General features: G+C 42.4%; 10 protein-coding genes and 3 pseudogenes. 7 read left to right on the plus strand and 6 right to left on the minus strand.

The window, feature by feature from the left end:
- Positions 1–41: 41 nt before the first annotated feature.
- The 5 genes and pseudogenes from mnmA (at position 42) to J5O05_RS01890 (ending at position 4,949) form a co-directional block, all read left to right on the plus strand.
- The gene (gene mnmA / locus J5O05_RS01870; protein ID WP_208843357.1) at positions 42–1,142 is read left to right on the plus strand and encodes a tRNA 2-thiouridine(34) synthase MnmA; all 1,101 of its coding nucleotides are present in this window, start codon (positions 42–44) and stop codon (positions 1,140–1,142) included.
- Positions 1,142–1,743 (plus strand): annotated as a pseudogene (gene hflD / locus J5O05_RS01875) (high frequency lysogenization protein HflD). The gene mnmA and the pseudogene hflD overlap by 1 nt, the downstream one beginning before the upstream one ends.
- A gap of 35 nt (positions 1,744–1,778) precedes the next feature.
- Positions 1,779–3,149: an adenylosuccinate lyase gene (gene purB, locus J5O05_RS01880; RefSeq protein ID WP_208843359.1), complete on the plus strand. Its 1,371-nt coding sequence runs from the start codon at positions 1,779–1,781 to the stop codon at positions 3,147–3,149.
- Between the two features lie 69 nt (positions 3,150–3,218).
- A complete protein-coding gene (locus tag J5O05_RS01885) occupies positions 3,219–4,379 on the plus strand; it encodes a cupin domain-containing protein (protein WP_208843360.1) in 1,161 nt (386 codons plus the stop codon).
- 111 nt (positions 4,380–4,490) lie between these two features.
- Entirely contained in the window at positions 4,491–4,949 is a 459-nt protein-coding gene (locus tag J5O05_RS01890; protein WP_208843361.1) for a GNAT family N-acetyltransferase, read from the plus strand.
- Here J5O05_RS01890 and J5O05_RS01895 read toward each other — a convergent pair.
- The 4 genes and pseudogenes from J5O05_RS01895 to J5O05_RS01910 form a co-directional block, all read right to left on the minus strand.
- Positions 4,933–5,379 (minus strand): DUF4826 family protein, encoded by a 447-nt coding sequence (locus J5O05_RS01895; protein ID WP_208843362.1) that lies wholly within the window; start codon positions 5,377–5,379, stop codon positions 4,933–4,935. The two genes, J5O05_RS01890 and J5O05_RS01895, sit on opposite strands and share 17 nt — an antisense overlap.
- A gap of 132 nt (positions 5,380–5,511) precedes the next feature.
- A pseudogene (locus J5O05_RS01900) lies at positions 5,512–6,739 on the minus strand (lipoprotein-releasing ABC transporter permease subunit).
- On the minus strand, positions 6,739–7,431 hold the full coding sequence (gene lolD, locus J5O05_RS01905; RefSeq protein ID WP_208843363.1) for a lipoprotein-releasing ABC transporter ATP-binding protein LolD: 693 nt from the start codon (positions 7,429–7,431) through the stop codon (positions 6,739–6,741). Before lolD ends, J5O05_RS01900 begins: the two are co-directional and overlap by 1 nt.
- Positions 7,424–8,622, minus strand: a pseudogene (locus tag J5O05_RS01910) (lipoprotein-releasing ABC transporter permease subunit). The gene lolD and the pseudogene J5O05_RS01910 overlap by 8 nt, the downstream one beginning before the upstream one ends.
- A 155-nt stretch (positions 8,623–8,777) precedes the next feature.
- Here J5O05_RS01910 and J5O05_RS01915 point away from each other — a divergent pair.
- Entirely contained in the window at positions 8,778–10,451 is a 1,674-nt protein-coding gene (locus J5O05_RS01915; RefSeq protein WP_208843364.1) for a SulP family inorganic anion transporter, read from the plus strand.
- Between the two features lie 48 nt (positions 10,452–10,499).
- On the opposite strand, the gene J5O05_RS01920 is transcribed toward J5O05_RS01915, so the two are convergent.
- Positions 10,500–12,383: an AMP-binding protein gene (locus J5O05_RS01920; RefSeq protein ID WP_208843365.1), complete on the minus strand. Its 1,884-nt coding sequence runs from the start codon at positions 12,381–12,383 to the stop codon at positions 10,500–10,502.
- Between the two features lie 104 nt (positions 12,384–12,487).
- Complete coding sequence (locus J5O05_RS01925) at positions 12,488–12,976, minus strand: hypothetical protein (protein WP_208843366.1); 489 nt, start codon at positions 12,974–12,976, stop codon at positions 12,488–12,490.
- A gap of 204 nt (positions 12,977–13,180) precedes the next feature.
- Here J5O05_RS01925 and J5O05_RS01930 point away from each other — a divergent pair, with 204 nt between their 5' ends.
- A complete protein-coding gene (locus J5O05_RS01930) occupies positions 13,181–14,899 on the plus strand; it encodes an AMP-binding protein (protein WP_208843367.1) in 1,719 nt (572 codons plus the stop codon).
- The last annotated feature ends 21 nt before the right edge of the window (positions 14,900–14,920 follow it).

A 14,920-nucleotide genomic window follows, 5' to 3' on the forward strand; every position in this document is an offset into this window, starting at 1 on the left:
TATAATGCTGCCCTCCCAAAAGTATTGAGATTCCTATCACTATGAGCGACAACAGTCATATTAAGGTCATCGTCGGCATGTCTGGCGGTGTTGATTCTTCCGTTTCAGCCTATTTGTTGAAACAACAGGGCTATCAAGTTGAAGGCCTGTTTATGAAAAACTGGGAAGAAGATGACAATGACGAGTACTGTGCCGCTGCTGAAGATTTGAAAGATGCGCAAGAAGTGTGTGACAAACTGGGTATTGAATTACACACAGTAAACTTCGCTGCAGAATATTGGGATAACGTTTTTGAATATTTCCTTGAAGAATACAAAGCGGGTCGCACACCAAACCCTGACATTATGTGTAACAAGGAAATAAAATTTAAAGCCTTCTTACAGTTCGCGGCAGAAGCGCTCGGTGCAGACTATATCGCAACGGGTCATTATGTACGTCGTGAAGAGCGAAATGGTCAATACGTGATGCAACGCGGTCTTGATAACAACAAAGACCAAAGTTACTTTCTATATACGTTAAGTCATGAACATATTGCGCAAACACTGTTCCCTGTTGGCAATATCGAAAAGCCAGAAGTACGCCGTATTGCAGAAGAACAAGGCTTAATAACACATGACAAAAAAGATAGCACAGGTATCTGTTTTATCGGCGAACGTAAATTTAAAGATTTCCTGCAACGCTATTTACCAGCTCAGCCAGGTAACATCGAAGATACTGACGGTAATATTGTTGGACAACATGAAGGGTTGATGTACCACACGTTAGGTCAACGCAAAGGTCTTCTGATTGGCGGTATGAAAGAAGGCAATGGTGAACCATGGTATGTTGTCGACAAAGACATTGAACGCAACGTACTTGTTGTTGGCCAAGGTGCAGACCACCCACGTCTTTACAGCAATGGATTGAACGCCAATCAACTACATTGGATTGACCGTGTAGGTCCACAAGGCACTACTCGTTGTGCGGTAAAAACGCGTTATCGTCAAGAAGACATTCCTTGTACACTTCTCGTTGGTAGCGATGGGATGGCTCGCGTGTTATTTGACTCGCCTCAGAAAGCCGTTACACCAGGCCAGTCAGCTGTATTCTATCTAGACGACGTATGTCTAGGTGGCGGTATTATTGACTCGGTGATCCGTTAATGAATCAACACCAAGTGATGGCGCTTGCAGCTCTTTGTCAAATAACAAGATTAGTACAAAAAGTCGCTAAATATGGGCAGTTCAACGCACATGATGTAGAAAGCTTTTTACAAAGTATCGTCATTACGAACCCTGCTCGTCCCGAAGATGTTTATCAAGATCACTATGGTTTAAAGCAAGGTTATAAAGCCTTGGTTGACCAACTTTCAGCTGATGGCTCGAAAGACGTTGAACTTGTAAAATACGTCGGTGGCCTCATCCAATTAGAACGCGTTCTTGCATCTAAACCAGGTGCATTGGATGAACTCGGCCGACGTATTAATGAATTAGATAGACAGTTAATGCATTTTAGCATTACCGACGACACTATTTTGTCGAGTCTAGCTGATATATATAGCCAAGTAATTAGCCCCCTTGGACAACGTATCCAAGTATTTGGCCAACCTGATTTATTAAAACAGCCTCATATCCAACACAAAGTACGAGCACTACTCTTAGCGGGTATCCGTGCCGCAGTGCTTTGGCGTCAGATGGGTGGCAAACGCAGGCATTTTTTCTTTTCAAAAGAAAAATCATCGCCATCGCGCAAAAAAATTTGTGAATATCGTTCAAAATCAACATTAGTTAGGAGTTAATATGGAGCTTTCAGCGTTAACCGCTATCTCTCCAGTAGATGGTCGCTACGGTAGCAAAACGACTGAATTACGAAGCATCTTCAGTGAGTTCGGTTTAATTAAATACCGTGTAATCGTTGAGGTACGCTGGCTACAAGCATTGTCAAAAGCAGCTGGTATCCCAGAAGTTCCAGCATTCAGTGAAGAAGCGAATGCTCTATTGGATAGCATTGTTGAAAACTTCAGCGAAGCAGACGCGATGCGCGTGAAAGAAATTGAACGCACGACTAACCACGATGTAAAAGCGGTTGAATACCTTCTAAAAGAAAAAGTAGCGGGTAACGCAGAGCTTAATGCGGTTAACGAGTTCATTCATTTCGCATGTACTTCAGAAGATATTAATAACCTGTCGCACGGTCTGATGTTGACTGAAGCTCGCGATAAAGTACTACTTCCGTACTGTGACCAGCTTTTAAACGCAATCAAAGAAAAAGCGATTGAATATCGTTCAGTAGCAATGATGACGCGCACACACGGTCAACCAGCTTCTCCATCAACGATGGGTAAAGAGTTTGCCAACGTTTATGTTCGCCTTAAACGTCAACGCGATCAAATTGCTGCGGTACAAATGCTAGGTAAGATTAACGGTGCAGTTGGTAACTATAATGCGCATTTAAGTGCTTACCCAGACTACGATTGGCATTCTCACGCAGAAAGTTTTGTAACGAGTTTAGGTTTATCTTGGAATGCGTTTACAACGCAAATCGAACCTCACGATTACATCGCGGAGTTGTTCGACGCGGTTGCTCGTTTCAACACGATTGTACTTGATTTTGACCGTGACGTTTGGGGCTACATTGCGCTAAACCACTTCAAACAAAAGACCATTGCTGGCGAAATCGGTTCATCAACCATGCCACATAAAGTCAACCCGATTGACTTCGAGAACTCAGAAGGCAACTTAGGTTTAGCAAACGCCATTTTCACTCATCTAGCACAGAAGCTACCTGTTTCTCGCTGGCAACGTGACCTCACCGACTCTACTGTATTACGTAATTTAGGTGTTGGTATGGGTTATACACTCATTGCTTATCAAGCAACACTAAAAGGCATCAGCAAACTAGAAGTTAACGCCGATCGCTTACTTGCAGAGCTTGATCAGAACTGGGAATTGCTCGCAGAACCTATCCAAACCGTTATGCGCAAATACGGGATTGAAAAGCCATATGAGAAGTTAAAAGAATTAACGCGTGGTAAACGTGTTAATCAAGAAATCATGGCTGATTTTATCGATGGTTTAACGTTACCAGATGCTGTGAAAGCAGAAATGAAGCTTATGACGCCAGCAAATTATATTGGCCATGCAGAAGCATTTATTGATGAACTTCAATAATATTCGCTAAGAATAAGTTAAAATAAAGCGAAAGCCCTGTGCTTTCGCTTTTTTTATGGAATGGAAACAATGTACGAATTAAATATCAACGGCATGTCAATATCGGACTTTTTATCAGAGTATTGGCAAAAGAAGCCTCTTTTAATCAAAGGCGGCTTTGCAAATTTTGAAGACCCGCTTGACCCAGAAGAATTGGCGGGCCTTGCTATGGAAGAAAGTATCGAATCACGATTAGTGACGAATCATGAGGATGCTTGGGAAGCCCACCACGGACCTTTTGAAGATTTCACATTACTTTCTGATACAAACAGTACATTGCTGGTGCAAGCCGTTGACCATTGGCACCCTACCGCCGCCGAATTAATCGAGCCATTTAGATTCATTCCTAACTGGCGAATTGATGATCTCATGATCAGTTACTCAACCCCTGGTGGCGGCGTTGGCCCACATTTAGACCAATACGATGTTTTCATTATCCAAGGTCTTGGTAAACGCCATTGGCGTGTTGGTTTACCTAATCCGGCACTCAAAGAATTTGCTCAAAATAAGAGTCTACTTCAAGTTGAAGCATTCGAGGCGGTTATCGATGCGGTATTGGAGCCTGGTGATATTCTGTACATTCCTCCAGGTCACCCTCACGAAGGTTACGCGGTAGAAAATGCGTTAAATTATTCAGTCGGATTTAGATTCCCGAACCAACGAGATCTTATTTCTAGCTTTGCCGATCATTTGATAGATACAGAACAGGGTAAGGTTCGATATAACGACCCTGAGATCACTGAACGTGATTCTGTTGGATTGTTGTCTGATACGGAAATATCAAAAATTCGTAATTTGATTATTGCGACACTTAACGATTCTGGTTCATTCCAAGATTGGTTGGGTAAAAACCTTTCTACACCTAAACATGATATGGATCTCTATGAACTAGAGGAGTCCTATACCGTTGAAGATATAGTGGAAATCCTTAATGACGATATAGAACTTTACCGTGCGGGTGGAGTTAGAGCAATTTACCAAATTATGGAAGACAACCTGATATTGCTCAGTATCAATGGTGAAAATCATCATTTAACACTCGACAATCTAGAGAATGTAAAACTACTTTGTGACGAAACTGAAATGAACTCGGATCAGTTCGAAAAATCACAACATTGGCTAGATTTTATTCAGCTATTGACTAATCTTATTAATGAAGGGATCTATTATTTCCCCGAAATGAACGATTGATCGCTCTAAAATGCAAATAAAAAAGCCTAAAGTTATCGTCTATCTTTAGGCTTTTGCAGTATGGAAAACTCAATCTCAGCGCCAAAATTCTTGATTCGGTATGGAGGATTTATGTTCTATCGTGTTGACAAGGTTAGTTGGCTTGCGCATAAAAATGAGTTACAGCAGATCAGAGAGAAAGTATTTGTTTGTGAACTCCACATACCAAAAAGCGTTGAATTTGATGAACTTGATTTAGTAGCGGACCACGTCTTAGTGAAAGACGAAACCGAGTGTCCAGTTGCAACCGGCAGATTGTGCAAAGATGGTTTAATTAGTCGAATTGCTGTGCTTCAGCAATATCGCACCCGAGAAACCTACGATGCCTTGCTCAAGTTTATCGTGTTACTAGCCGAACAAAATGGACTTAAAAATCTGTGTATAAATTGCATCCTCCATGAGGTCGATTTATTTACAGCAAAAGGTTTTGAAAAGAAAGGTTCGGTATTTATGGAAGCAGGCATCCCAAGACAGCGCTTGCAATGCCATATTAGTGAATTTTCAACGGAGCCGTTTACGCTGGTACATTAGCCCAAAGCTCTTGTTTTTCGGCGATTTCATAGAGTCCGTGTGCACGGTTTACAAGCAAGTTAGCAAAGTTTAATTGTGTTTGATCCCGTGTGCCGGTACTCATTATTTCATCCGCTTTTAGCTGCCACTGGTATGAAAAATAACGAACTGCATCGCGTGGTGTTTGTGCTGTTGTTGCGGCAATGACATCGGTTGGCAATCGACCAGCGATAACCCAATAGCGCTTACCGTTTTGGCATTTGAATTTCCAAACAGACAATAGTGGAACCAAAAAATAGCACTCTTCATCTGAGTAAGACTCTGGGAATAAGCCTTTTTCCACTAAGAATTTCTGAGCGGTTTCAAATGCGTCACGCTTCCACTGAAGCTCTTCTTGTTCTGTCATTTGTCGAGGTTGACCAGATTTATTTGTTTTAGTTTGATCATTCATTATGTACTACTCACATCTCACAATTTCAACCCACTATAACAGTGGTTAGCACTTCATTAAATAACTATCACTGCTTTTTGACGTACAGCTTCACGTTTTGCTGCAATATCACTCAACGTTTCACAGGCTTGCTTAGTTTCCTAGCACCACCGCAGGATCAATTTTTGTTGCTTTCCAAGCCGGATAAAGTGTCGCAAGCGTCGAAATAAGCATCGTGCCAATTACCGTCACGACGACATCTTGCCAAAGAACAACTGACGGAAGAAAGTTAACGAAATAAACGTCTTCGAGTGGATTCGATTCTGAGAAATTAACCCAAATTTTAAAAATATCTGAAATGTTCATAGCCAATAACACACCGATAAATACACCAAGTAGTGCTCCTACAAGTGCATAGCCCAATCCCTGCAACGCAAAGGTAGCAAAAATCGTTGTGTCTTTAGCTCCCATGGTTTTTAAAATAGCGATGTTATGTTGTTTCTCTTTTACTTCCATAACCATAGAAGAAACAATGTTAAAGCTTGCGACGGCAATGATAAGGAATACAACCAGGTAAATAATGGTGCGTACCATTTGAATGTCTTGATAAAGACTGCCTTGGCTGCGGTACCAGCTATTTACATAGACGAGATCAGGCAACAACTGCCCTGCCGCCATCGCAATTTGATGTGCAGCGAAAACATTGTCGACTGACAATCTTAAGTCTGTTACTTCATCAGGGGAAAAGCCCAACGTTTTTTGTGCTGTAGAAAGATCAATGACACCGACCATCGAATCAATTTGGCCTCCCATCTCGACTAATCCAGACACAGTCATTGACAAACGTTTGCTTGGTGCAAGTGGAGCTGAGCTTGATTGGTCCGCAATGAGTAGCGTCACTTTATCACCAATAGCGATACCGAGGCTCTTTGGCAATTTTGCTGCCAATAACAATCTCATCATCCGATAAACTTGAAATGGCCTTGCCTTTAACATAATCACCTAAACGCGACACTTTGCTATATTCACTAGGTAAAACCGCTTCTATTTCGATTGCTTTAAGAGAAGTGCGAAACTGAATCATCGCGTTCAGTTTTATTTCGGGTGTAGCGCCAACAACATTGGGGTGCTGTTCCAATAACGCAATTTTGCTTGGCCAATTATTAATTGGTTTATTCGGTGCGTGATATTCCACATGTGCAACGACAGAGAGTAATCGATTGATGAGTTGCTGCTCAAAACCATTAATCACCGAAAGTGACACAATCAAGACGCTCACACCGATAAGAACACCAACGGTAGAAGCTTTACTTAGAAAGGCAATCAATCCGGAATGTTGATTACTTGCTCTAAATCGTTTAGAAATGAACCAACTTAACATTAAGCAAGATCCTTCACTTCTATTAGCTTTCCGTCTTCTAGCTTGACAATTCGGTCCATTTTCTTTGCTAACGCGAGATCATGAGTCACCACAACAAAACACGTCTTCAACGTTTTATTTAGTTCCCTAAGCAAATCGAAAATCAGTTCACCGTTTTGTTTGTCTAAATTACCGGTAGGTTCGTCAGCCAAAATGAGTGCAGGTTCAGCAACGAGCGCTCTTGCAATTGCAACACGCTGACGCTCACCTCCAGATAACGCAGAGGGTCGATGATCAATTCTATGTCCGAGACCTACACGCTCTAATAATGCTTTAGCTGTAATTGAAGCTTCATTGGGTTTTAAACCTTTGATTAAAAGTGGCATGGCCACATTTTCAAGTGCTGTAAACTCCATTAATAAGTGATGGAATTGATAAATGAAGCCCAAATTTTCATTCCTAAAGTCAGCTTGTTTGGAACGAGAAAGTAGCCCAACATCCTGTGACTTTATGTATACATGCCCAGCAGAAGCGGTATCAAGCGTCCCAAGAATGTGCAACAAAGTACTTTTACCTGACCCCGAACTCCCAAGAACCGCGACCATCTCGCCTTCAAGCACTTCAAAGTTAATTTCATTTAATACTTGTACAGTATTTCCTGCGTCTAAATAGTTCTTAGAGACGTTTTCGCACTTAAGTACCACATTATTCATATCTTAAGACCTCCGCAGGTAATACTTTTGCCGCTTTGAATGCGGGTAAAACGGTAGCAATAAAACTCAGTAACAGACTCGACAAGATCATCAGAGTCAAAGCAAAGGGACTCAATAACTGTCGGCAATTTCATCCCACCCAGTAGATTTAGACCAACGACCGACAATGCTTCGTTTATGTTAAGTGTCAATATGATGCCTAAACAGCCGCCAATAAAGGTGCCTACAACGCCGTTATAACTTCCTTGGACCATAAAAATTTGCATTATTTTCAGTGGTGTAAAGCCTAAGGTCTGTAAAATAGCGATTTCTGACTGCTTCTCATTCACCATCATTGAAATGGCTGACAATATATTGAACGCGGCGACCAAAACGATAAGCGTTAATAACAAAGTCATGATACGTTTTTCCATCGCAACGGCGCTGAACAACGCGCCCTGCTCTACCCGCCAATCACTTACAGCCAACGTTGGATGTTTCGCGAGTAATTCAAGAATGGGTTGGATACCAAACGCATCATAGAGCTTAATGCTATAAGTGGCTTCATCTGCCGACTTGCGCTTTAAAAGCCGTTCAAGGGTATCAAAACTGGTATAGGCTAAATGCAGGTCCGCTTCACTTTCTGTAGAGAAAATTGTCGAAACGGTTAAAACGCGTTGAACGGGAACCCGACCCATGGGTGTATAGTTACTCACACTTGGAATGATAACGCGTATTTCATCACCAATATTGACGTTTAGCGCAGAGGCCAAATAGCGGCTAACTGCAATGGTGTAGCGAGAATCCTGAAGGTCTTCCCAACTGCCTTGCTTCAAAAAAGGGAATGAGGCTGGTGTCATTTTTACTACCACCTTGAAGGCGGACGCCTTGTAATTGGCTATTGGTTTGCAAAACAGCTTCTACAGCTAGGTGTTCGCCAATCTCTTTTACATTTTCGACGTTTTTAAGTTCTGGTAGTAGTTTTTCAATTTCAGTTCGTTTTCCAGCAATCTGCACATGTGGAATGAGCGCCAACATGGAGGACTTGAGATTTTTTTCAAATCCATTCATTACAGAATTAACGACTATTAGCGCTGCTAGACCGAGCGCAATTCCAGCAATAGAGAAAAATGAAATAAAGGAAATAAATGCGTTACCTTTTGTAGAGCGAGAATATCTAAGTCCAACAAAAAGGCTAACAGGCTGAATCATAGCTTATTTGGTCGTGTTCTAATCATTGTGTCCGAAGTCTAACATAGACGACAAACTACTGGGTACGCATATAAATGTAAAAAATCATGAAAAATCCAACCACTTGCCGTTTTATTTTAAGTTAGAATGCCAAAAATTTTCAAAATGGCTTAAGCATGTTGTCTTTAAATAGATATAAACACCTGTCAGTCAAGGGTGATTTATTTGGTGGTGTAACTACCGCCATCATTTCATTACCACTTGCTCTCGCTTTCGGCGTTGCCTCCGGAGCCGGCGCCGAAGCTGGTATGTGGGGAGCTATTTTAGTTGGGTTGTTTGCAGCGTTATTTGGTGGTTCCACCTCGCTTATATCTGAACCGACTGGACCGATGACAGTAATCATGACTGCAATCCTAACGACGATGGTTGCAAGTTATCCAGAACAGGGTCCATCACTCGCATTTACGGTTGTCATGATGGCTGGAGCGTTTCAAATCCTACTCGGCACGCTCCGACTCGGTAAATACGTTACGCTTATGCCTTATAGTGTGGTTTCTGGATTTATGTCCGGTATTGGCATTATCCTTATCATTTTACAACTAGCTCCATTGCTCGGACACAAAGCGCCTGGCGGAGGAGTAACAGGCACACTCTCTGCTTTGCCCGAGCTAATTATAAATGTCCAATTTGGTGAATTGTTTCTGGGCGCTATCACACTCGCTATTTTGTTTTACTTTCCAAAAAAATATCGCCAGTACGTGCCAGCTCAGCTGGTCGCCTTAGTTTCTGTTACCTTACTTTCAATCATTCTATTCGATACGGACAGTATTCGCCGAATTGGCGAAATCCCGAGTGCATTGCCAACGTTTGTGTTACCAACATTCGAACCTGAAATATTCACAAAAATGATTATTGATGCGCTCGTACTTGGCACGCTAGGCTGTATCGATACGCTCTTAACTGCAGTCATTGCAGACAGTCTAACTCGAACTGAACATGATTCAGATAAAGAACTTCGAGGCCAAGGCATTGCAAACATGATAGCAGGTGCATTTGGCGCGTTGCCAGGTGCAGGAGCAACCATGGGCACTGTCGTGAATGTACAAGTCGGCGCGCGTTCACCGCTTGCTGGTATTTTAAGAGCTGTGATTTTGATGGCTGTCGTGTTTGTCGCGGGTTCATTAACCGAACCAATCCCTATGGCCGTTCTCGCGGGGATTGCCGTATATGTTGGTATCAATATCTTAGATTGGAGCTTCATCCAACGCGCGCACAAGCTCAGTACCAGCCAAATGGCGATAATGTACGGGGTAATGTTGTTGACGGTTTTAGTGGACTTAATGGTTGCTGTTGGCCTCGGTGTGTTTATCTCTAACATTCTTGTGATAGAAAAGCTCAGTCGAGTGCAAAGCGAGCAAGTCAAAGCGATAAGTGACGGCGATGACGACGACGTACCATTGTCGAAAAAAGAAAGACGTTTACTCGATAGCGCCCATGGACAATTATTGTTTTTCTATTTATCAGGGCCAATGATATTTAGCGTATCTAAAGCAATTTCACGACAACATCGACATGTATCGAAGTTTAAAGCGATGGTTATCGATTTGTCAGACGTTCCGATGCTCGACGTTACAGTCAGTTTAGCGATTGAAAATGCGATATTAGATGCTCTTGAAGCAAATGTTGAGGTTTATATTTTTTCTCCAAATCGCGATACAACGATGCAACTTGAAAAGTTTAATATTCGAGATAGGCTCACACCTCTCGCTTTCTGCGCCTCGCGTGAACTGGCAATTGAACGTGCGTTAGAGGTGATTGCTAGTCCAAACGAAGCTAAAACCGAACGCTAGTTTGATGGTTGCAGGAGATACAATCTCCTGCAACGTTTTAGGACAAAATTACTTAGCTAACCAAAGTTGTTCAATTTCACCAAATACACTTGCATCGTCAATAGTCGACGGTATTTGTAATGGTTCCCCGTCCACAAGTTGTCTCAAATTCTTTCGTAAAATTTTTCCTGATCGTGTTTTTGGTAAACGAGGCACGGTTAGGACTGTTTTAAGACAGGCAATCGCACCGATACGGGAACGAATTTCGTTTACAATGCTGGCTTCAATCTCTGATGGATTTACGCGCGTGCCATCTTTAAGCACAACCATCGCAACAGGCAACTGACCTTTTAATTCATCTTTTGAGGCAAACACAGCACACTCAGCCACGCTCGGATGTGCAGCAACAATTTCTTCCATTTCACCTGTGGACAATCTATGACCCGCTACGTTAATGACATCGTCCGTTCGACCCATGATAAACAAGTAGCCATCTTCATCGAAATATCCGCCATCACCTGTTAAATAATAACCTGGATAGGCACTTAGATAACTGCTTTCGAAACGCTTTTGGTCTTGCCAAAGCGAAGTCAGGCACCCCGGCGGCATTGGCAGCTTAATCACGACAGCGCCTTGTTCATTGACATCGCATGGGTCGCCCACAGCATCAAGAATGCGCACGTCAAAACCTGGTGTTGGTTTCGTGGCGCTCCCTGGTTTTGTTTCGAATACATCAAGCCCCACGGGATTACTTGCAATAGCCCACCCCGTTTCGGTTTGCCACCAATGGTCGATAATAGGTAACTTGGTTACTTCACCGAGCCAATCATAAGTTGCAGGGTCAAGTCGCTCGCCCGCTAAAAATAAATGCTTTAAGCTACTTGTGTCGTATTTTTTAAAAAGTATCCCTTCTGGGTCTTCTTTTTTAATTGCTCTAAAGGCTGTCGGCGCACTAAAAAGCGCGTTGACCTTATAGTCTTCAACTACTCGCCAAAACGCACCTGCATCGGGTGTTCGAACAGGTTTACCCTCAGATAAAATAGTCGTACAACCATACAATAAAGGGCCGTAAACAATATAAGAATGCCCGACGACCCAACCGATGTCTGAAGCGGCCATGAAAACATCACCAGGCTTAACGCCATAGACGGTTTCCATACTGTAATGCAGAGCAACAGCGTGCCCACCATTTTCACGTAATACGCCTTTGGGTTTCCCTGTCGTGCCTGATGTATATAGGACATACAAGGGATCATTTGCTTTTAAACCGACTGGTTCTGCCTCGGTGTCAGATTCACTCAATTGCTTCCAGTCAACATCTCGTTCAGTCTTCATGGTCGCTTTAAAATGTGAGCGCTGTAATACGACGCAATACGAAACCTTATGTGTCGCTTTTTCAAGAGCTTCATCCAGTAACGGCTTATAAGCAATGACTCTGTCAATTTCGATTCCACAGGATGCACTTAGGACGACCTTTGGCTTGGCATCATCGATTCGCACACTAAGTTCATGTGGCGCAAACCCACCAAAAACCACTGAATGTATCGCGCCAATGCGTGCACAAGCCAACATACCGATGACTGCCTCTGGCACCATAGGCATATATATTACGACTCTGTCACCCTTTGTGACACCGAGTGATTGCAGACCATAAGCAAACTTTGCCACGGCTGTTTTCAACTCTAAGTAAGTGTAGGATTCACATTTTTGCGTCACTGGTGAATCGTAAATTAACGCTCTCTGTTGCCCTCGACCAGATTTAATATGATGATCGAGCGCCATGTATGACGTATTCATTTCACCATCGCTAAACCAATGGTGTAACCCGTCACTCTCTAAGCTGCATCCTGTTTTTGGCATTGCAAACCAAGGAAGGCGTTCTGCTTTATCAAGCCAAAAAGCGTCCGCCTCTTCTATCGACTTTCGATATTGATCTTCATACTGTGTTGTCATAATCGTCATTCCAATTTGTATCTCCTTTCAAATTAGGTAACGATTGGATTTCACTCCATTAGACTTTAGGTTAACCAACCCCCTGAAAGCCCTTTTCGGTTGATTTACCGCAAATTCCTTTCGCTTTCTTGGTAGGTTTGCTTTTTCACTTTAGAAAGACAATCGAAAAACGTAGGATAAATAAGTTTGGTATGCCGCATGTGAGCGCGGCTCAACCACCCAAGGCTTGACGAAAACATGCGTAAAAACCAAATTTTATTACGTCTTTCCAACTGTCTTTGCTCGGTCAAATTGATCAAAACTTGCTCTGGCATCAGATAAAACGCTTGATTAATCGTCATCACTTCCCGAAGCAAACCGTTTAAATCTGCGTTCGTTAACCTCACAAGGTTCGCAGCCTTTTGAGGTGAACTGTGTAAGATGGTGTCCATTAAACTCGCGCTGTATTGAGAAAGCACTTGGTCTCGCTTTATTCTATATTGCCCTAGTCGCCCACTGCACTCTCTTAAAACCTGACGAATAAATTCGTACAGAATAAGTTCATCTCGTTTGAGTGTTGCGGTAGTTTCAAAATTAATTTCTACGTCATTCATACTTTCATTCCTTGATTGTTAAATGAGCCAAAGAGACTAGAACAAAAGTACAGAGACGCAAGTTGAATAGGACTAAAATTTCATTTTTGTTACAAATATCGTTTAGCCTTTTAGTCTTAATTCAACTATTTTTGTCGACAAATGCTTGCAAAAACACCGCAACTCCAATTATCTATAAATGGACATTTCGAAAAGGATTAATTTATGGAAGTTAAAAATGACACAATTTGTGAGAGTCTTAGCTACAGTAGCGGTCCCACAGACACACCTCTTAACTATCAAACCATTGGTGACTATCTTGAATCCATTGTCGACACTTCCCCTGAATCTGATGCAATTGTTGTAAGTCATCAAAATGTCCGATTAAGCTATCGCGACTATTTAAAGAAGATAAATCAAGTGGCTGCAAGTTTAGTGTCGTTGGGCGTTAAACCAGGCGACCGTGTTGGAATTTGGTCACCGAACAACATTGAGTGGTCTCTCATTCAGTTCGCGACGGCCAAAATCGGCGCAATCATGGTGTGCATAAATCCTGCCTATCGTCCTGATGAACTTGAATTTGCAATAAACAACGTATCATGCAGCGTATTAGTCATGGCGAATCGATTTAAAAACAGCAACTATGTTGAAATGTTAGAATCGTTGGCACCTGAACTCCGACGACATGGCTTCGGTCAACTGAACGCCGAAAAACTTCCGTCTCTTAAACATGTCATCACCATCGAACAGACGCCGCTCGACTGTATGATGAGTTTTGACGAGTTTCTAACGCTGGCAAGTGACCTTGACCATTTAAAAGCGCGTGAATTTGCCAGCACGTTAACTTGCCTAGACCCCATCAATATTCAATTTACCTCTGGTACTACGGGACGCCCTAAAGGAGCCACGCTAAGTCATTTTAATATTCTAAACAATGCACGTTTAGTGGCAGACGCAATGAACCTCTCTTCTTCAGATAGACTTTGCATTCCTGTTCCACTATATCATTGCTTCGGAATGGTATTGGGAAATTTGGTTTGCATGAACGTTGGGGCCTGCGCCGTTTTTCCTCATGATTCATTTGACCCAGAAATAACACTGCAGGTCGTTGAGTCTGAAAAATGTACCGGACTTCATGGCGTACCAACGATGTTCATTGCAGAACTCGAGCTCCCAAATTTTGAGTCGTTTAATTTGAGCACATTAAGGACAGGCATTATGGCCGGAGCTACGTGCCCTGAAAAAGTGATGCGTCTCGTTCAAGACAAAATGCACATGAAAGAAGTGTTGATTGGCTATGGACAAACTGAGTGCAGCCCAATCAACCATATTACCAGCATTGATTCTCCTCTTGAAAAAAGAGTAAACACCGTTGGAAGAACGATGCCACACACACACGTAAAAATCATTGATGAATCCGGAAACGTGGTACCAAGAGGCAAGCCTGGTGAACTACTCGCTAAAGGCTATTGTGTAATGTCGGAATATTGGGAAGACCCTGACAAAACTGCAGCGACTATTGACACGCAAGGTTGGCTTCATTCTGGTGATCTTGCCGTAATGGACAACGAAGGATACGTTCAAATCGTTGGCCGTATAAAAGATTTAATCATTCGCGGTGGGGAAAACATCTACCCACGAGAAATAGAAGAAACTCTTTATCACCTTGAACATATTCAGGACGCTGCTGTGTTTGCCGTAAAGGATGAGCGTTATGGTGAAGCGGTATGTGCCTGGTTACAACTCAAACCAGGGTATTACATTTCGGAAGAAGACGTGAGAACCTATTTAAAAGATAAGTTAGCCTACTTCAAAATCCCTAAATTTATACGTTTCGTTGATGCTTATCCAATGACTGTTACCGGAAAACTCCAGAAGTTTAAAATGCGCCATATAATGGAAAATGACCTGTCTTCAGAACCTACCGACTTAAGCCATATTTAAGTTAAGATTAACGTAAATAAA

It is taken from the genome of Pseudoalteromonas xiamenensis, assembly GCF_017638925.1.
In the GTDB taxonomy this organism is placed as follows: domain Bacteria; phylum Pseudomonadota; class Gammaproteobacteria; order Enterobacterales; family Alteromonadaceae; genus Pseudoalteromonas; species Pseudoalteromonas xiamenensis.